This is a genomic window from Actinosynnema sp. NPDC037264, assembly GCF_055603705.1.
The window spans coordinates 1-17,672 of sequence record NZ_JBVJVK010000087.1; the positions used below are offsets into that span (position 1 = coordinate 1).

Genomic DNA, 17,672 nt, shown 5'->3' on the forward strand with positions numbered 1-17,672 from the left:
AGGAACAATGGGCTGGAACCGCCCCCTTGACGCGTGTGGTAGCCCGGAGGGAGGTCGGTGGGATGACACGAAACCCGGACCCACAACGGACCCGGAACACCACCACCCAACCAGGAGTCATCCTGCTGATCTGCCCGTCCGGCGAGGACATGCTTTTAAGGCTCTTGATCTCTTGGGCCGGCCCTCGAACGCAATAAAATCCTGGGAGAGCTGAGGAGAGCTGATCAGACGGGAAGTTCGCGGTCGGCCCAAGCACCGTGTGGGTGAAGGTGGGCGATGCGCACGTCGTCGTCCCGGCGTTCCAGCCTGATCAACAAGTGGTCCTCGGACAGTCGCTCCGCCGCGCCCTCGCCCCACTCCACCGCCACCACGGCGTCCACCAAGTCCGTGTCCAGGTCGAGGTCGTCCAACTCGTCCAGGTGACCACCGAGCCGGTAAGCGTCCACGTGCACCAACGGCACGCCGCGACCATCGGGAGCGGGGTCGTGGACGCGGGCGATCACGAAGGTCGGCGAGCTGACCCGGCCCGTCACGCCGAGGCCGTCGGCGAGGCCGCGCACCAAGGCGGTCTTGCCCGCGCCCAACGGCCCGGACAGCAGCACCAGGTCACCACCTCGCACGAGACCACCCAGCTTGCGCCCGAACTCCTCGGTGTCCTGCACCTCGGGGAGCGTCACGCTCACGCTCGTCGCCACCACCGTCGCCTGCTTTCCGACCGTTCGGCGGCACTGCGCCGAACCAATCCGACCAGGTGCCCGGTGACCAGGTCGGGTTGTTCCAACATGAGCATGTGGCCCGCCCCGGACACGCGGACCAGTTCGCCGTGCGGCATCTCCTCGGCCATCCGCTCGGCGTGCGAGAACGGCGTCAGCTTGTCCGCGTCGCCGCTGATGACGAGCACCTCGCAGTGCCGGAGACCGGCCAGCGCCTTGTAGCGGTTGTGGGTGCCGAGGGTTTCCAGGAACTCGGTGAGCACCTGCACCGTGGCACCGTTGATCATCTGCTCCATCAGGTCGACCAACGACGGGCTGACCTTGCCGTTGCCGAACGCCAGCGCGCGGATCCCGCTCCACGTCAGCGTGGACGCCCTGCGCCTGACCCACTCGACCAGGCCCGGCTGCAGGCCCGCGAGCCTGCCGACGCCCAGCGTCACGGGGTTGTAGCGGGACAGCACGGACTTCGGCAGTCCCGCGCCGCCGACCGCGCCCGCCGCCGTGCCGACGAGCGCCACGCCGCGCACCCGGTCGGCGAACAGCTCGGGCCGCTGCTCGGCCAACGCCATGATCGTCATGCCGCCCATGGAGTGGCCGACCAGCACCAGCGGGCCGTCGGGGGCCATCGAGCGGATCACCGCGTCGAGGTCCTTGGCGCACTGGTCGATCGTGCTGCCCTCGACCGTGGACCGACCGGAACGGCCGTGGCTGCGCTGGTCGTACAGGATCTGGCGCACGCGCGGCTCGGCGAGCGTGGCCAGGTCACGGCGCTGGAAGTGCCAGCAGCGGCGGTCGAGGGCGAAGCCGTGCACGAGGACGACGGTGACGTCGGGCTTCCCGCCGTCCTCCGGGTCGACCTCCTCGACCGACAGCGGCACGCCGTCGTCGGCCGCGACGGTGGACTCGCGGGTCGGGGTGAGGCGGCCGAGCGGTTCGTCGGCGAGCGGGTCGTCGGCCTGGCGGTCGTTCGAGACCTTCTTCTGGTTCGCGGCCACGCCCACCGCGACACCGGTCGCGGCGGCGCCGAGGATGCCGCCGGCCCAGCCGACGGCCTTCCACACCGTGTTCACGGGCGTGTCCCGACATACGTCCGGGTGACGCGCGGCCGGTACATGCCGGTGACGATCTCGTAGTCGATGGTGCCGGTGGTGTCGGCCCACTCGCGGGCCGTCGGCTCGCCCTTGGCGCCGGATCCGAACAGCACGACCTCGTCCCCCTCCGCCACCGCGTCGTCGCCGCAGTCGACCACGACCTGGTCCATGCAGACGCGGCCGACGATCGGGCGACGGCGTCCGGCCAGCCAGACGTCCATCCGGTTCGACAGGCTGCGCGGCACGCCGTCGCCGTAACCGACCGGCACCAGGGCCAGGTTCGTGTCCTTCACCGCGGTCCAGCTCAGACCGTAGGACACCGATTCACCGGCCGGGATGCGCTTGGCCAGCGCGACCGCGGACCGGAACGTCATCACGGGGCGCAGGTCGGCGGGCACGGGCACCGGGTTGAGGCCGTAGATCGCGATGCCCGGGCGGACCAGGTCCAGGTGGAGGTCGGGGCGGGTGATGAGGGCCGCGGAGTTGGCGATGTGGCGGCGCGGGTCGAGGCCGGCGGCGAGCGCTTCGCGGTAGGCGTCGTCGAAGCGCTCGGCCTGGGCGTCGGTGCCGCGGTGGCCGATCTCGTCGGCGACGGCCAGGTGTGACCAGATCGAGTGAACTTCGACGTTGTGGGTCTTGGCGGCGCGTTCGACCAGCTCGGACCAGTGGGTGGCCGGGCAGCCGTTGCGGGACAGGCCGGTGTCGATCTTGAGGTGGACGCGGGCGGTCTTGCCCGCCTTGTCGGCCGCCGCCGAGATCTCCTCCAGCTGGGTGAGGGAGGAGGCGGACAGGTCGACGTCCTGCTCGATGCCGGGCGAGTAGTCGGTGCCGTGGGGGTCGAGCCAGGCCAGGATCGGCACGGTGAGCCCGGCCGCGCGCAGCGCCAGGGCTTCGGCCAGGGAGCAGGAGCCGAGCCACGTCGCGCCCGCCTCGACCGCCGCTCTGGCCACCTCCGCGGCGCCGTGCCCGTACCCGTCGGCCTTGACGACGGCCATCGTGTCGGCGTGGGGCGCGAGGGCGTCGAGGTGGGCGACGTTGTGCCGGAGGTTGTCGAGGTCGATCACGACCTCAGCGCGAGGAGCAGCCATAACGCCGTTCATGGTGACACAGCCCCGACCGCCGCGAACGCGCGAGTCGAACCTCCGGGCCCCGCGTGTCGAACACCCGGGTCCCCCGAATTCCACGCTCGGGACGGGACGCCGGCGTCGCGAGCGTCGATTTCACGGGTCCTGCACGTTCGACACGCGCGGTGGTCAGGTGGGGCGGATGGTGCGGATGGCGTCGGGGATGGCGTGCAGCAGTGAGGTGGCGGGGATCGGGGCACCGGCGGCGGCCAGGTCGGCGGCCAGGACGTGGACCTTGGCGGCGCAGCCCGCCGCCAGCACCGGGTCGAGGCCGGCGGCCAGGAGGGAGCCCAGCAGGCCCGACAGGACGTCGCCGGAACCCGCCGTCGCGGCCCACGACGAACGGGCGCGGTTGACCAGGACGCGGCCGTCGGGGCCGGCGATCACGGTGGCGTGGCCCTTCAGCAGCACTACCGCGTTGTACCGCTCCGCCGCCTTCCGCGCGGCCGTCACGCGGTCGTCGCCGACGGGCCCGGCCAGCCGCTCGTACTCGCGGTCGTGCGGCGTCAGGACCAGCGGGGTGTCGGGGTCGCGGGCGTCCCACAGGTCCGGGTTGTTGGCCAGCATGGTGATCGCGTCGGCGTCCGCGCACACGGGCACGCCGGCCTCCAGGACCGTCCGCAGGACCGCCTCAGCGCCCAACCCGGTGCCCAGACCCGGCCCGACGACCCACGCCTGCACCCGGCCCGCGTCCGTGATCGACCCCGTGCACACGGCCTCCGGCCACCGCGCCCGAACGCCCTCGACCGCCGCACCGGCATACCTGACCAGGCCGGACGTCGACAGCAGCGCCGCACCGGTGGCCAGCACCGCCGCCCCGGGGTACGTCGCCGAACCGGCCGCGACCCCCGTCACGCCCTGCGTGTACTTGTCGTCCTCCGGCCCCGGCACCGGCCACGCCCCGCCGACGTCGGCGACGTCCAGCTCGACCAGGTCCGGCCCGTGCAGCTCGCCGCCCAGCCCGATGTCGACCAGCCGCACGTCACCGCAGTCGGCCAGCGCGTGCACCGGCTTGAGGCAGCCGAACGTCACGGTCGTGTGCGCGCGCACGGCGGGCCCGGAGATCGCGCCCGTGTCGGGGTCCACGCCGCTGGGCAGGTCGACCGACAGCACGGGGGCGTCCAGGTGCGCGACGTGCTCGGCCGCGTCCGGGCGCAGCGGGCCGCGGGCCGAGAGGCCCACGATGCCGTCGATCACCAGGTCGACGTCGCGCAGTTCCGGGACCACCCGGCCGCCGACGCGGCGGAACGCGGCCAAGCCCTCGGCGTGCACACGATCAGGTGTCAGCAGGACGGCGGACACGGCCACGCCGCGCTTGCGGAGGTAGTAGCCCGCCCACAGCGCGTCGCCACCGTTGTTGCCCGCGCCGACGAGCAGCCCGACCCGCCGCTTGCCCGCCAGCAGCTCCGCCGCGACGACCGCGACGCCGAACGCCGCCCGGCGCATCAGCGAGCCCGGCGGCACGACCGCCATGACCCGTTCTTCCGCCGCCCTGACCCGATCCGTCGTCCACAGACCCCGCATGGGGCCAAGCCTGCCCTACTCGACCGTGACGGACTTGGCGAGGTTGCGCGGCTTGTCCACGTCGTAGCCGCGGCTGCGGGCGATCTCCGCGGCCAGCACCTGCAACGGCACCGTGGAGATCAACGGCTGCAGCAGCGTCGGCACCGCCGGGATCTCGATCAGGTGATCCGCGAACGGCCGCACCGTCTCGTCGCCCTCTTCGGCGATCACGATCGTGCGCGCACCCCGTGCCTGGATCTCCGAGATGTTCGACACCAGCTTCGAGTGCAGCACCGCCCGACCCTTGGGCGAGGGCATGACCACGACCACCGGCAGGCCCTCCTCGATCAGCGCGATCGGGCCGTGCTTCAGCTCGCCCGCCGCGAAGCCCTCGGCGTGCATGTAGGCCAGTTCCTTGAGCTTCAGCGCGCCTTCGAGCGCCACCGGGTAGCCGACGTGCCTGCCGAGGAACAGCACGGCCTTCGAGTCGGCCAGCTCGCGGCCGAGCGCGCGGACCTGGTCGATGGTGCCCAGCACCTTCTGCACCGCGTCCGCCATGGCCTCCAGCTGGTGGAACTCCTGGGCCACCTCGTCGGGGTACTTCGTGCCGCGCGCCTGCGCCAGGGCCAGGCCGACCAGGTAGTTCGCCGCGATCTGGGCGAGGAACGCCTTGGTCGACGCGACACCGATCTCCGGGCCCGCGTGCGTGTAGAGCACGGCGTCGGACTCGCGCGGGATCTGCGCGCCGTTGGTGTTGCAGACCGCCAGCACGCGAGCCTTCTGCGACCGCGCGTGACGGACGGCCTCCAACGTGTCGGCGGTTTCACCTGACTGGGAGACGGCGACGACGAGCGTGTCGCGGTCCAGCACGGGGTCGCGGTAGCGGAACTCGCTGGCCAGCTCGACCTCGACGGGCAGCCGCGTCCAGTGCTCGATGGCGTACTTGGCGACCAGGCCGGAGTGGTAGGCCGAGCCGCAGGCGACGACGAAGACCTTGTCCACGTCCCGCAGGTCCTGGTCGGAGAGGCGCTGCTCGTCGAGCACGACCCGGCCGTCGCGGAAGTGGCCGCGCAGCGTGTTGGCCAGCGCTTCCGGCTGCTCCTCGATCTCCTTGAGCATGAAGTACTCGTGGCCGCCCTTCTCGGCGGCCGAGAGGTCCCAGTTGACCGTGAACGGCTTGGCCTGCGCGTCGGCGCCGTCGAAGTCGGTGACGCGGTAGCCGTCGCGGTCGATCACGACGAGCTGGTCCTGGCCCAGCTCCACGGCCTCGCGGGTGTGCTCGATGAACGCGGACACGTCGCTCGCGACGAACGTCTCCCCCTCGCCGACGCCCACCACCAGCGGCGACGACCGGCGGGCCGCGACGACCACGTCCGGGTGGTCCGCGTGCGTGACGACGAGCGTGAACGCGCCTTCGAGGCGGCGGACCACCGTGCGGACGCTCGCCACCAGGTCGCCCTTGGTGTCGCCCTCGTCGTACGCGCGGGCGATGAGGTGCGCGGTGGTCTCGGTGTCGGTGTCGCTGGCCATCTCGACGCCGACGGCCTCGAGCTCGGCGCGCAGGGCGGCGAAGTTCTCGATGATGCCGTTGTGGACGACGGCGACGCGGCCCGTGACGTCGCAGTGCGGGTGGGAGTTGCGGTCGATCGGCGCGCCGTGGGTGGCCCAGCGGGTGTGGCCCATGCCCGCGGTGCCGGTGAAGGCGTCGCGGCCGACCTCGTCCAGCCGTGCCTCCAGGTTCGTCAGGCGGCCGGCCTTGCGCTCGACGGCCAGCCCGCCGTCACCGTCGAGGACGGCGACGCCCGCCGAGTCGTAGCCCCGGTACTCCAGCCGCCGCAGCCCGTCGAGCACGACGTCCAGCGCCGACCTGTGTCCCACATATCCCACGATTCCGCACACGAGGCACAGCGTAACTAGACCAGGGCCGTCGTCCGAAAGGGCCACTTCACCGCGTTTGCGCAGGTCACACAGCCGATTGGTGTAGACCAATCGGAACGTGCGCGCCGTCACCTCGATCGACTACCGTTCGCGGGGTGAGCGGCTACTCGGCGAAGCAGGTGCTCGACCAGCTCAGCAGGCCCGGTGAGCACCCCGTGCTGCGCGGCGACCTGGCTCTGGTCGGGCTTCCGGGCCTGGTCTACACGCCCTCGGTCGGGCTGGGACTGCCCGCGGTGGCCTTCGGGCACGGCTGGTTGCAGCCGGTCAACCGCTACCGGGCGCTGCTGCGGCACCTGGCGTCCTGGGGTTTCGTGGCCGCCGCGCCGGGCACGCAGCGCGGGCCGCTGATGTCGTCGCGGCTGATGGCCGGGAACCTGCGCACGGCGCTCGACGTGTGCACCGGCGTGCGGCTGGGCGACGGCGGGATCAGCGTGGACGCGTCGCGGCTGGCGGTCGCCGGTCACTCCATGGGTGGCGGCGCGGCGGTGCTCGCGGCGGCGGACGACCCGCGCGTGCGGGCGGTCGTGACGTTGGCCGCGTCCGAGACCCGGCCGTCGGCGCTGGACGCGGCCCGGCGGGTCGCCGTGCCCGGGTTGCACCTGGCCGGCGGGGAGGACCGCATCGCCCCGCCGGTCGGGCACGCGGAGGCGATCGCGGAGGCGTGGCAGGGGCCGGTGCAGCTGCGGTCGTTGCCGAAGGCCAGCCACCTGGGGTTCGCCGAGGGGCGGCACTGGAGCGAGCTGCTGCTCGACGGCAAGGGCGAGCGGGCGGCGCAGAAGCTGGCCAGGGCGCTGATGACGGCGTTCCTGCTGCGGACGCTCAAGGGCGAGAAGAAGTGGGACGCGTTGCTGGACGGCGACGTGAAGGGCGCCGTGCTGACCTTCCAGCGCGGACCGCTGGACCGGCTGCCAACGCGATGAGCCCCGCCGGAGCGGGGCTCATCGGTCACGTCAACCAGCTCTGACCACCGAAGTCGTCGTCATCGTCCACCTGCCGCGCGGGACGGCGCGGCGGCGCGGGCGGCCGGGCCGGCTGCACCGGCGGCGGCGGGGGAACCGGCGGGCCGCTCGGGGTGCGCCCCCACGGGTTGCGGTTCGCGGGCTCCGGGCCGCGCAGGAACGAGTCGCCGGGCGCCTGGGCCGCCGCGTTCGCGGCACGCGCCCGTTCCAGCGCGGCCAGCTCGTCGGCGATCTCGTCCGGCGCCGCGTCGTCGTCGGCCGGGCCGAAGGCGTACTCCTTCGGCTTGTTCCGGTTCGCCGCCGCCTCGCGCTTGGCCTCCGCCATCTCGCGCAGGCGGGCGACCAGCTTCTTCTCCTTCTCGACGAACTTCTGGTGGCTCTCCTTGGTCGCCTTGTCCGATTCCTCGAACTTGCGCGCGGCCAACTCCATCCGTGCCGAGTGCTCGGACTTGATGCCTTCGAGCCGTCGCTTGACGGTCTCCAGCGAGTCGAAGTCAGACACCAACCCTCCCCCCGTCCGAGCCGATCACCGGCGGTCTTCGCCCAGCAGGCCGCCCAGGCGCTGCATGCTCACGTCGTCGTCGTCGAACAACGACCCGGTGGTGCGCCACTGGCCGGAACTGCTGCTGCGCTCGGTGTCACCGCCACCCTGCTGCTGGCCACCGCCCGCCATGCCGCCGCCCATCATCCCGCCGCCCATCATGCCCCCGCCCGCGGGGGAGCCGGTGGGCTGGCCCGTGGCGCCCTCCTGCATGGTCGGCAGGGTCGCCGAACCGGGCTGGGCCGCGTGGGAGGCGTTGGTGTCGGCGAGACCGCCCTGGTCCGAGGAGGGCGGCGGGCTGCTCCACGGGTTGTCGTGGCTGCCGCTCGGACCGCCGAGCACGGAGTCCGCGCCGTTGAAGCCCGATCCGCCACCGAGGACCGACGCGCCGGAGGTCGAGGTGGTGCCGGCGGAGTCCGCGGCCGGCGACGGGAAGCCCGCGCCGAAGTTCTGGCCGGGGTTCTGGCCGCCGCCCTGGCCGAAGCCCTGATCGAACGACGGGCCGGGCGCAGGCTGGGTGAAGACGGGCTCGGTGAAGCCGGGCTGGGCGGCCGAGGGAGCGGTGAAGCCCGGCGCCGACGGCGGCCCGGTGAAGCCGGGCTGGGCGGCCGGGGGTTCGGTGAAGCCGGGCTGGGCCGCGACGGGCTCGGTGAAGCCGGGGCCGCCACCGCCGAAACCGGGACCACCACCGACGCCCGCGGGCGACCCGCCCTCGGCAGGCATCGGACCGAAGTCCGCCGGACCACCGAAACCAGGCGCGCCACCACCGACGCCGACACCCGCGGGCGACCCGCCCTCGGCAGGCATCGGGCCGAAGTCGGCCGGACCGCCGAACGACCCGCCACCGACCGCCGCGCCGCCGAACGACGCGCCGTCCGCGCCGACCTGGGCGGTGCCGACCATCGACTCCGCGATCGCGGGTTCCGCCCGACCCAGGTCACCCGGCAGGTCTTCCGGCCGGGAGCCGGCGGGCTCGTCCTCGCCGAACTCGACGCCGTACTGCTCGGGCGAGCCGTCGCCGTTGTCGACCGAGAGGTTGATCTCACCGGTCAGCGGGTCGACCTCGGCCGTGATCGCGAGGCCGTCCAGCTCGATCAGCGCCTTGCCGTCCGCGCCCGCCTGCACCGGCGTGACGTCGCCGGGCGCGCCGGTGCCGCCCGCGCCGACCGGGGCGCCGGGGGTCGCGCCGCCCGCCGCCACCGGCGTGGCGCCGCTCAGCGCGCTCGCCAGGGCCGCGCCGCCGTTCTGGCCCATCAGGGCCTTCGCCGCGTCCGGGTTCGCGCTGAAGTCGACCTGGTAGCTCTTCGGCTCGCTGGTCGGCGTGTCGACGGTGATCAGCACCTGGCCCTGCGCGTCCGGCTCGGTGATCTTGATCTCGTTGTCGCCGCTCTTGATGGTGACGGTCTCCGGCGCTTCCTCGTCCGACTTGAGGCCGTCGGGCTTGCCGTCGCCGTCGAGGTCCGTGTCCGGCTTGCCGTCGCCGTCGAGATCGGTGTCCGGCTTGCCGTCGCCGTCCAGGTCGCCGGGCACGTCGGGCTTGCCGTCGCCGTCCTTGTCGAGCGGGTTCTCCACCTTCGGGATCTCCGGCGTGCCGCCACCGCCAGGGGTGCCACCGCCGCCACCGGGCGTGCCGCCGCCACCGCCGGGGGTGCCGCCACCGCCGCCGGGCTGGTCGGACCCGCCCGTGCCCGGCTTGTCACCCGGCTTGTCGGCGGGCTGCTCCTCCTTGGCCGGCTCGAACGGCTTGGTGTTGAACGCGTCGATCTGCTTGCCCAGTTCTTCCCAGGCCTTGTCGACCGATTCCTTGGTGGTCTTGCAGATGTTGTCGAACAGTTCCCACTTGCCGTTGACGTCGTTGTGGAAGGTGCCCTGGAGCCACTCGCGCGACTTCTTCCGGACCTCTTCCTTCCACACGTCCTCGTCGCACGCCTCGTCGTTGATCTCGAAGTTCACGAAGCCGGCCACGCGGCGCAGCAGTGCCTCGTCGTCGCTGGTCGCGCCCTGCACGACCTGCTCGACCTGCGCCGGGCTCACGCCCGCGATGTCGTAAGGGCTCTGGACGCCTTCCAGGATCGTCCGCGCCTTGGCGTTCACCAGACCGGACACCGTGTGGCACGCGGCCCGCGTGACCTCCGCGATGTGGTCGATGGCGTCGGCGTGCGTGGACGCCTTCTTCGACATGTCCGAGACGAACTGGCGGGAGTTGTCCGCCGCGGTGCCGGTCCAGTTCGCCCAGACCTTGCCCATCGACCGCTCGGCGTCCGCCTGCCGGTTGCGGGTGTCGGTGGCGACCTGGCGCAGCTCGACGATGTCGATGTCGATCTTGTGGAAGTCGATGTCGCGCTGCTCGTCGTAGCGCTTGCGCAGGTTGTCGACCGAGGTGTCGACCTTGGTGCCGACGCCGATGATGCTCTTGGCCTTCTCGTAGGCCGGCAGGAAGTTCTCGAAGTACTTCAGCCCCGGCGCGCCCGCGTCGAGCAGCTCGTTGGAGTTCGCCACGCCCGCGCCGCCGTCGGACGCGCGCTGCTCGGACGCGGCCAGCGCGTCCTGCCCCGCCTGCTTCTTCTCGTTGTGCTCCTGGGTCTTCTGAGCACCTTCGTCGTAGGACTTCTTGGCCTGGTCGTACGCGTTGTTCAGCCGGTCTTCCGAGCTGTCCGACCACGGCATCGAGTTGGAGAACGACTGGCCGAAGCCGTCGCCCCACGACACGTCGTAGTCGTCGAGGTACTCCTCGAGCTCGTCGTTGTGCGTGCCGCCGAGGATGTTCCCCTCGGCGTCGGCGACGTAGTACGCCTCGAGCAGCGCCTTCTTCTGATCGTGCGGGACCGAGGGGTCGTCGACGATCTTCTTGACTTCTTCCCAGGACGGAGTCGCCATCACTTGTTCCCGGTGTTGTTGAACGTGTCGGCGTTGCCCTGGTCGGACCAGTCGTAGCCGTTGGCCGATTCGCGGAGCTTGTCGGCGACGCCGCGCATGGCGGTCGCGTGCGCCGTGATCGCCTCGGCGATCTTCGGCAGGCCGGCGAGGTAGCGGGAGCCGCCCGCGGTGTGCTCGCGGCCGAAGTCCTTGGCCGTGACCGCGCTGGACGTGACCTTGGTCTTGTACTCCTCGATGTCACCCGCGACGCCTTGGATGGTCGTCGCGGAAGCCATCAACTCGCCCGCGTTCGCCTGGTAACCCGACATGCGCTGGTGCCTCCCCTTCGTCCCCGTTCAGACGCGACGGTGCCGTTCCGGGTTCCGACCAAGGATCGCAGCCCGGGTGCGCGGACTCGCCCGGATCGGCGAAGTCCATTGCCTTCGCGAACCTGCCTCAGCCCTGCGGTGGCGGCGTGCCGTCCGACGGCGGGCCGGGCGGGTAGGGGCCCTGCGGCGGCTGGCCGTGCGGCGGCTGGCCCGGGCCGGGTCGGCCAGGGCCCGGCTGTCCCGGCTGCCCGTACGGCGGCTGACCCGGCCCGGGTTGGCCGTAGCCCGGTTGCCCCGGCGGCTGACCCGGTCCGGGCTGGCCATAACCCGGCTGCCCGGGCCCCGGCTGGCCGTAACCAGGCTGGCCCGGCCCCGGCTGGCCGTAGCCGGGCTGTCCCGGTGGCGGGCCGTAGCCCGGTTGGCCCTGGCCGTAGCCCTGGGGTGGGCCGTAGCCCGGCTGCCCCTGGGGCGGGCCGTAGCCGGGTGGCGGGTAGCCGCCGGGTTGGTGCGGGTGGCCGGGTTGCCGGCTGCGCTTCTTCGTGGTGACCACGATCAGGACCACCACCCCGACGACGAGCACCAGGAAGATGATGATCAGCTCGATCGGTCCGATGTTCATCACCGGCACACCCCCGCGTCTTCGGTCAGTGCACCGAGGAAACCACACCGGCGAGCCGCTGCGCGGCGGACTCCGCGAGCTCGGGCGTGGCCGCCTCGACCATGACCCGCACCAGCTGCTCGGTGCCGGACGGGCGCAGCAGCACCCGGCCCGTGTCGCCGAGCTCGGCCGTCACGGCGGCGACCGCCTCGCTGACGGCCGCGTCCTTCGCCACCGCCGCCTTGTCGCCCACGACCACGTTGATCAGCACCTGCGGCAGCCGGTGCATCACGCCCGCGAGCTCGGCCAGCGGCTTGCCGGTCTCCGCCATCCGCGACATCAGCCGCAACGCGGTCAGCAGGCCGTCGCCGGTGGTGGCGTGCGCCGGGAGGATCACGTGCCCGGACTGCTCGCCGCCGAGCGCGAACCCGCCCGCGCGCAGCTCCTCCAGCACGTACCGGTCGCCGACGGCGGTGGTCTTGAGGGTGATGCCGTGCTCGCGCATCGCCAGGTGCAGGCCGAGGTTGCTCATCACGGTCGCGACCAGCGTGTCGTCGGTCAGCTCGCCGGCTTCCTTCATGCCGAGCGCCAGCACCGCCATGACCTGGTCGCCGTCGAGGTCGTTGCCGTCGGCGTCGACCGCGACGCAGCGGTCCGCGTCACCGTCGTGGGCGATGCCCAGGTCGGCGCCGTGCTCGACCACGGCGGCACGCAGCTTCGCGACGTGGTTGGAGCCGCAGTCGTCGTTGATGTTCAGCCCGTCGGGCGCGGTGTGGATCTCCACGACCTCGGCGCCCGCGCGGCGGTAGGCGTCCGGGGCGGCCACGGACGCGGCGCCGTTCGCGCAGTCCACGACGACCTTCAGCCCGTCCAGGCGGTGCGGCGTCACCTTCAGCAGGTGCTGCACGTACTGGCCCTCGGCGTCCTCGATGTCGCGGACGCGGCCGATGCCCGCGCCGGTCGGCCGGTGGTCGCGCTCGCCGAGCTTCTGCTCGATCTCGTCCTCGACCGCGTCGGGCAGCTTGTGCCCGCCCGCGGCGAACAGCTTGATGCCGTTGTCGGGCATCGGGTTGTGCGAGGCGGAGATCATCACGCCGACGTCGGCGCCGAGCGCCGACACCAGGTAGGCGACCGCCGGTGTCGGCAGGACGCCCGCGCGCAGCACGTCCGCGCCCGCCGATGTGAGGCCGGCCACCACGGCCGCCTCCAACATCTCGCCGCTGGCCCGCGGGTCGCGGCCGACGACCGCGACCGGCCGGTGCGAGCGGTCGTGCTCGGCCAGCACCCGTGCCGCCGAGGCGGCGATGGACAGCGCGAGTTCAGGGGTCAGGTCCGCGTTGGCGAGACCGCGTACGCCGTCAGTGCCGAACAGCCGAGCCATGATCGCCGTGACCTCCATGCACACAGGACGATGGGGAGAAAAACACTGCGGGAGCAGCAGTTCGACGAAGAACTGACTGCTCCCGCAGGATGGTGCTCGCTCGACCCGGGAAAGGTCAGCGCTTGCTGTACTGAGGCGCCTTGCGGGCCTTCTTGAGGCCGTACTTCTTCCGCTCCTTGACCCGGGGGTCACGGGTGAGGAAGCCGGCCTTCTTCAGCACCGGGCGGTCCTCGGAGTCGACGGCGACCAGCGCACGCGCGATCGCGAGGCGCAGCGCACCGGCCTGGCCGGTGGTGCCGCCGCCACGCAGGGTCGCGATGACGTCGAACGTCTCCGGCTTCTCGGTCGTGACCAGGGGCTCACGGATGAGCTGCTGGTGCACCTTGTTCGGGAAGTAGTCGTCCATCGACTTCCCGTTCAGGGTGAACTTGCCGGTGCCGGGCAGGAGCCGCACGCGGACGATGGCCTGCTTGCGCCGGCCGACCGTCTGCGCGAGGTGGTGCGCGCCCGCGTTGAGGGTGTGCCGCACGACGGGCGTGCCCTCGACCTCGGCGTCCTCGGTCTCCGGGGTCTCGGCTTCGGCGGCTTCCGCCTCCGGGGCCTCTGCCTCGGTGGTCTCCGCCTCGGCGGCTTCCGCCTCCGGGGCCTCGGCCTCGGTGGCCTCCGCCTCGACGGCGTCGAGCTCGGCCTCAGGGGTCGTCACGTCGATGTCCTCGGTCTGGTGCTCGGTCACTGGGCGACCTTCTTGATCTCGAACGGCTGCGGCTGCTGCGCAGCGTGCGGGTGGTTCGGGCCCGTGTAGACCTTGAGCTTGCCCGCGATCGCGCGGCCGAGGCGGTTCTTGGGCAGCATGCCCTTGATCGCCTTCTCGACCAGCCGGTCGGCGCGGGTGTCCAGCACCTCGCCGAACGAGCGCTGGCTCAGGCCGCCCGGAAAACCGGAGTGCCGGTACACGAACTCCTGATCACGCTTCTTGCCGGTCAACGCCACCTTGTCCGCGTTGATGACGATGACGAAGTCACCGGTGTCAACGTGTGGGGCGTAAGTCGGCTTGTGCTTGCCGCGCAGCAGCGTCGCGGCCTGGGTGGCGAGCCGACCGAGCACCACGTCCTGGGCGTCGATCACGTGCCAGGTTCGGGTCACCTCGCCGGGCTTCGGGCTGTACGTGCGCACGGGTCTACCTCGTCGTCACTTGCGTCTGGGGTCATTGCGGCGGCTGCTCAGGCCAGAGACCCCAGGTGGGCAGAGGACCAGAACACGAGGTACGCATAGTGCGCACCAGTTACCGCACAACAACGTAGGAAGATACCGGTTGGGGTCGGCGCGGGTCAAAACGACCCCTCCGAAACCCCTCCGGACCGGCCTCGACCGACCCGGACCGCACCCTGGCGAACCGGCCGAAACACGTACGCGGGCCCCGGATCCTCGAGGATCCCGGGGCCCGCGGGGGGTCGTGCGGCCGGATCAGGCCCAGCGGCCCTGGTTCTTGGCCTCAGCGGCCTGGTACGCGTCGGTCGCGGACTGGACGGCCGTGCCGATCTGGGCCAGCACCTGCTGGAGACCCGCGGCGGACTCGTCCCACGCGCGCTGCGCCTCCTGGTAGCTCGCCGACGCGCCACCGTCCCACTGCGCGATGACGGGCGAGAGGCGGGCCTTCAGGTTGTCCAGCTCGGACTGGATCTTGCCGGCCTGGCTGCTGATGTCGCCTGCCGCGCTGCTCAGCTGCCCGAAGTCAACCTTGATGTTGTTGGCGTCGACCATGATCTCCCCTTGGAAGTGAAGTCAGAAAGAAGAAGGAAAGCGAAAGGAACGGAAACGCGACCTGAATTCGGATGGATCAGCCGCCGAGCCGGTTGGTGATGGCCGACATCTCCTGCGCCTGCTCCTCTTCCTGCTGGATGTAGGTCGCCGCGCTGCCGTCCATCTGCTCGGCGATGTCCATCAGGGCCTTCTGCAGCTTGTCGGCGTCCTCGCGGAAGCGCTCCATCAGCTTGTTGAAGGCGATGGCCGCGCCACCCTGCCACGCGCTGGACAGGCCGTCGATCGTGTTGCCGAGCTGACCCAACACGCCCTGGACGTTGCCGTTGGTGCTGACGATGTCCTTCGCCGCGCCGACGAGCTCTTCATGTCCGGTGGAGTAACCAGCCATTGGGTGCGACCCCCTTGGTCGAAGTGATCAGGCGTTCTTGGTTCGTACGCCTCTTACGACGCAGACCTTGCCATGCCCGGTTCCACGTTGTCGCGACTTCTCCGGAAGTAGTTGCGGTTGTAAACGCGACGGGCCCGGCAACGGGGTCAGTAGAGGATTCGCGCTTGCGAAAAGTCCTCGTCATCGCCCCTTTCGGGGGGAAGTTGGCCGCTCGGGCCCGCCACCGCGCGGGAACCGAGCGCCGGGCGCGGGGGAACTGCATTTGCATTCGCGTCCGTTTGCTCTCGCGATTTCTCCGGCGTGAGCAGTTCCTGGGCGGGTGGCAGCTCCGGCACCGGCAGGCCGCGGTGGTGGCGGAAGCCGGTGGCGACCCGCTGCACGTCCGGCGACGTGGGCGCGTGCCGGTCGGGCTGGACCTGCCGGGCCTTGGCCTGCTCGGCGAGCCGCTGGTTCCGGTCGCGCTGGGCCGCGTTCTTCGCGCCCGCGGCGTCCGCCGCGCGCCGGCCCCTGGTCACGGCGGCGTCGAGGTCCGAGCGGAACCGGGCGAAGGCCTCCGGGATGCCGGTCATCACATTCCCCACAAAGTCAGCTGGTCACGGTCAGCGTGCGGACGACCTGCTCGCACGCGGGGCGGACCCGGTCGTGCCCGTCCTGCGGGTACTGGCACCCCACGCTGACCTGCACGTCGTCCTGGAACAGCACGTACCAGTCGATGACGGCCGACTCCACCACTTCCCGGTAGTAAACGACATCCTTGGTGGCGAAGTCGGCGGAAGCGTCGAAATCGGACACGTTCGCCCGCTGGTCGTACTGCTCGCGCAACTCGGTCTCGGCCCGAGCCGGGTCCTGGGTGGCGTTGTAGTTGAGCCGCCGCTCCTCCACCGCGATGACGTCCCGGTTCGACTCGGGCGCCTCGGGCTTGAGCAGCACCTTGCGGGTCTCGACCTGGCCGCCGGTCTGCTGCCACCCGCCCGGCACGGTGAAGCTGTAGTCGTACTGCGCGATGATCTTGCCCTCGGTGGCGCCGGACGTGGTGGTGGAGGACGAGGTGGGCGTGGTCGGGTCGCCGGTCGTGGCGTCGCCCCGGCTCAGCACGTACGCCGTGGACGCGGCGACGGCGGCGACCACGACGACGGCGGCGACCACGAGCAGCGGCACGCGGCTGCGGCGCGGCGGGGCCGGCGCGGGCACGGGCGTGGGGGCCGACGGCGGGAAGTACGGCGGCTGGGGGAAGCCGGCGGGCGGCGACGGCGTGATCCGCCGGGTGATCTTGCGGGTCCGGTCGTCGGTGATCTTGTGGGTGACGTCGCCCGCGCCGGCGGGCAGCGCGCCGGTGCGCAGCGGGTCCACGCTCACCGCTCTCAGCGCGCCGCGGGCCACCACGGTCTCCGGCTGGTCGATGCTCGTCGGCACCACGCCGGACTGCTCCAGCACCAGGCGGGCCACCAGCGGGATGCGGCTGGACCCGCCGACCAGGAACACGCCGGCGAGGCCGCGCGGGTCGAGCCCGGCGTCGCGCACGGCGGTCACGACCAGCGCGGCCGCCCTGGTCAGCGGCGCGCTGATCAGGCGTTCCAGGTCGGTGCGGGTGACGTGGGCGTCGGGGAACGGCGGCGGCATCGGCACGTCGGTGTAGGCGTGCCGGGACAGGGTCTCCTTCGCGCCGCGCACGTCCTGGCGCAGCACCCGGCGCTTGCGGCGGTCGGACAGCTCGCGGCCCTCCACGAGCTGCCGCCACGCGTCCGGGTCGCCGGGCGAGACCAGCGAGCCGACGTGCTCCAGCAGCGCCTGGTCGACGTCCGCGCCGCCGAAGCCGGGGTCGCCCTTCGTCGCCAGCACGCGGAACGCGCCGCCCTGGCGGGCCACCACGCTGGCGTCGACCGTGCCGCCACCGAGGTCGAGCACGGCCAGCGCCGCGCCGTCCGCGATGGCGTGGGTCGCCGAGTGGAACACCGCCGCCGCGACCGGCTCGGGCACCAGCCGCAGCTCCTGGCCGAGCCCACGTGCTGCTTGCAGGAGCACCCTGGTGCGGATCGCGCCCCAGTCGGCCGGGTGGGTGAGCACGAGCAGGTCGACCCGGGCGCCGCCGGCCACGCGCCGCGCCTCGTCCACCGCCCTGGTCAGCACGGCCCGCACGACGTCGACCACCGGCAGCACGCTGTCGCCGAGCAGCAGCTCGCCCTCGTCGACGCGGCGCTTGGGGTGCGGCTCGTAGCGGGACGGGTCCACCGCGGCCTGGCGCTCGGCCTCCTGGCCGACGAACAGCGTGCCGTCGGCCGCGGCGAACACCGCGGAGGGCACGATCGGCTGGCCGTCGACCACGACGACCTGCGGTTCCCGGCCGTGCAGGGACATCGCGACGCAGGTGCTGGACGTGCCGAAGTCCACCGCCACGTGCAAGCTCATCCGTCATCCCCCTCGTCGGCCGGGGCGGGCCTGCATATGCATACCTCACCGGACCGACGGTCCGCCGCCGGGTCGCCGAGCCGA

General features: G+C 72.1%; 17 protein-coding genes. 1 reads left to right on the forward strand and 16 read right to left on the reverse strand.

Annotated elements, in window-relative coordinates:
* Positions 1-224 precede the first annotated feature (224 nt).
* The 5 genes from tsaE to glmS form a co-directional block, all read right to left on the reverse strand.
* A complete protein-coding gene (gene tsaE / locus ACZ7GX_RS42520) occupies positions 225-683 on the reverse strand; it encodes a tRNA (adenosine(37)-N6)-threonylcarbamoyltransferase complex ATPase subunit type 1 TsaE (protein ID WP_498786013.1) in 459 nt (152 codons plus the stop codon).
* Entirely contained in the window at positions 680-1,783 is a 1,104-nt protein-coding gene (locus ACZ7GX_RS42525; RefSeq protein WP_498786015.1) for an alpha/beta fold hydrolase, read from the reverse strand. Before ACZ7GX_RS42525 ends, tsaE begins: the two co-directional genes overlap by 4 nt.
* On the reverse strand, positions 1,780-2,892 hold the full coding sequence (gene alr / locus ACZ7GX_RS42530) for an alanine racemase (RefSeq protein WP_498786017.1): 1,113 nt from the start codon (positions 2,890-2,892) through the stop codon (positions 1,780-1,782). The genes ACZ7GX_RS42525 and alr overlap by 4 nt, the downstream gene beginning before the upstream one ends.
* Positions 2,893-3,057: 165 nt before the next feature.
* Positions 3,058-4,452 carry an NAD(P)H-hydrate dehydratase gene (locus ACZ7GX_RS42535; RefSeq protein ID WP_498786018.1) on the reverse strand — a complete coding sequence of 465 codons (1,395 nt, stop codon included), beginning with the start codon at positions 4,450-4,452 and terminating at the stop codon, positions 3,058-3,060.
* Positions 4,453-4,467: 15 nt separating this feature from the next.
* Positions 4,468-6,330, reverse strand: a complete 1,863-nt coding sequence (gene glmS / locus ACZ7GX_RS42540) for a glutamine--fructose-6-phosphate transaminase (isomerizing) (RefSeq protein ID WP_498786020.1) — start codon at positions 6,328-6,330, stop codon at positions 4,468-4,470.
* A gap of 134 nt (positions 6,331-6,464) precedes the next feature.
* Here glmS and ACZ7GX_RS42545 point away from each other — a divergent pair, with 134 nt between their 5' ends.
* Complete coding sequence (locus ACZ7GX_RS42545; protein WP_498786022.1) at positions 6,465-7,289, forward strand: dienelactone hydrolase family protein; 825 nt, start codon at positions 6,465-6,467, stop codon at positions 7,287-7,289.
* A gap of 25 nt (positions 7,290-7,314) precedes the next feature.
* On the opposite strand, the gene ACZ7GX_RS42550 is transcribed toward ACZ7GX_RS42545, so the two are convergent.
* From ACZ7GX_RS42550 to ACZ7GX_RS42600, 11 genes are all read right to left on the reverse strand, one after another.
* Positions 7,315-7,830, reverse strand: coding sequence for a hypothetical protein (locus ACZ7GX_RS42550; protein ID WP_498786024.1), 516 nt, complete (start codon positions 7,828-7,830; stop codon positions 7,315-7,317).
* A 24-nt stretch (positions 7,831-7,854) separates the two neighbouring features.
* Complete coding sequence (locus ACZ7GX_RS42555; protein ID WP_498786026.1) at positions 7,855-10,746, reverse strand: hypothetical protein; 2,892 nt, start codon at positions 10,744-10,746, stop codon at positions 7,855-7,857.
* Positions 10,746-11,054: a type VII secretion target gene (locus tag ACZ7GX_RS42560; RefSeq protein WP_230566521.1), complete on the reverse strand. Its 309-nt coding sequence runs from the start codon at positions 11,052-11,054 to the stop codon at positions 10,746-10,748. The genes ACZ7GX_RS42555 and ACZ7GX_RS42560 overlap by 1 nt, the downstream gene beginning before the upstream one ends.
* A gap of 127 nt (positions 11,055-11,181) precedes the next feature.
* Positions 11,182-11,673 (reverse strand): hypothetical protein, encoded by a 492-nt coding sequence (locus ACZ7GX_RS42565; protein WP_498786029.1) that lies wholly within the window; start codon positions 11,671-11,673, stop codon positions 11,182-11,184.
* Between the two features lie 25 nt (positions 11,674-11,698).
* Positions 11,699-13,033 carry a phosphoglucosamine mutase gene (gene glmM / locus ACZ7GX_RS42570; protein WP_498786049.1) on the reverse strand — a complete coding sequence of 445 codons (1,335 nt, stop codon included), beginning with the start codon at positions 13,031-13,033 and terminating at the stop codon, positions 11,699-11,701.
* A 115-nt stretch (positions 13,034-13,148) separates the two neighbouring features.
* Positions 13,149-13,766, reverse strand: a complete 618-nt coding sequence (rpsI, locus tag ACZ7GX_RS42575; protein WP_498786031.1) for a 30S ribosomal protein S9 — start codon at positions 13,764-13,766, stop codon at positions 13,149-13,151.
* The gene (rplM, locus tag ACZ7GX_RS42580) at positions 13,763-14,206 is read right to left on the reverse strand and encodes a 50S ribosomal protein L13 (RefSeq protein ID WP_033436749.1); all 444 of its coding nucleotides are present in this window, start codon (positions 14,204-14,206) and stop codon (positions 13,763-13,765) included. Before rplM ends, rpsI begins: the two co-directional genes overlap by 4 nt.
* A 291-nt stretch (positions 14,207-14,497) precedes the next feature.
* Positions 14,498-14,794 carry a WXG100 family type VII secretion target gene (locus ACZ7GX_RS42585; RefSeq protein WP_498786033.1) on the reverse strand — a complete coding sequence of 99 codons (297 nt, stop codon included), beginning with the start codon at positions 14,792-14,794 and terminating at the stop codon, positions 14,498-14,500.
* A 76-nt stretch (positions 14,795-14,870) separates the two neighbouring features.
* Entirely contained in the window at positions 14,871-15,182 is a 312-nt protein-coding gene (locus ACZ7GX_RS42590; RefSeq protein ID WP_053718448.1) for a WXG100 family type VII secretion target, read from the reverse strand.
* Positions 15,183-15,328: 146 nt separating this feature from the next.
* On the reverse strand, positions 15,329-15,751 hold the full coding sequence (locus tag ACZ7GX_RS42595; protein WP_498786035.1) for a hypothetical protein: 423 nt from the start codon (positions 15,749-15,751) through the stop codon (positions 15,329-15,331).
* Between the two features lie 16 nt (positions 15,752-15,767).
* On the reverse strand, positions 15,768-17,588 hold the full coding sequence (locus ACZ7GX_RS42600) for a type VII secretion-associated protein (RefSeq protein ID WP_498786037.1): 1,821 nt from the start codon (positions 17,586-17,588) through the stop codon (positions 15,768-15,770).
* Positions 17,589-17,672: the final 84 nt, after the last annotated feature.

Excerpts from the sequence above, each read along its gene's own strand:
- alr (WP_498786017.1), bottom strand. The coding sequence starts at position 2,892 with ATGGCTGCTCCTCGCGCTGAGGTCGTGATCGACCTCGACAACCTCCGG.
- ACZ7GX_RS42535 (WP_498786018.1), bottom strand. The coding sequence starts at position 4,452 with ATGCGGGGTCTGTGGACGACGGATCGGGTCAGGGCGGCGGAAGAACGG.
- ACZ7GX_RS42555 (WP_498786026.1), bottom strand. The coding sequence starts at position 10,746 with ATGGCGACTCCGTCCTGGGAAGAAGTCAAGAAGATCGTCGACGACCCC.
- ACZ7GX_RS42560 (WP_230566521.1), bottom strand. The coding sequence starts at position 11,054 with ATGTCGGGTTACCAGGCGAACGCGGGCGAGTTGATGGCTTCCGCGACG.
- ACZ7GX_RS42565 (WP_498786029.1), bottom strand. The coding sequence starts at position 11,673 with ATGAACATCGGACCGATCGAGCTGATCATCATCTTCCTGGTGCTCGTC.
- glmM (WP_498786049.1), bottom strand. The coding sequence starts at position 13,033 with ATGGCTCGGCTGTTCGGCACTGACGGCGTACGCGGTCTCGCCAACGCG.
- ACZ7GX_RS42585 (WP_498786033.1), bottom strand. The coding sequence starts at position 14,794 with ATGGTCGACGCCAACAACATCAAGGTTGACTTCGGGCAGCTGAGCAGC.
- ACZ7GX_RS42590 (WP_053718448.1), bottom strand. The coding sequence starts at position 15,182 with ATGGCTGGTTACTCCACCGGACATGAAGAGCTCGTCGGCGCGGCGAAG.
- ACZ7GX_RS42595 (WP_498786035.1), bottom strand. The coding sequence starts at position 15,751 with ATGACCGGCATCCCGGAGGCCTTCGCCCGGTTCCGCTCGGACCTCGAC.
- ACZ7GX_RS42600 (WP_498786037.1), bottom strand. The coding sequence starts at position 17,588 with ATGAGCTTGCACGTGGCGGTGGACTTCGGCACGTCCAGCACCTGCGTC.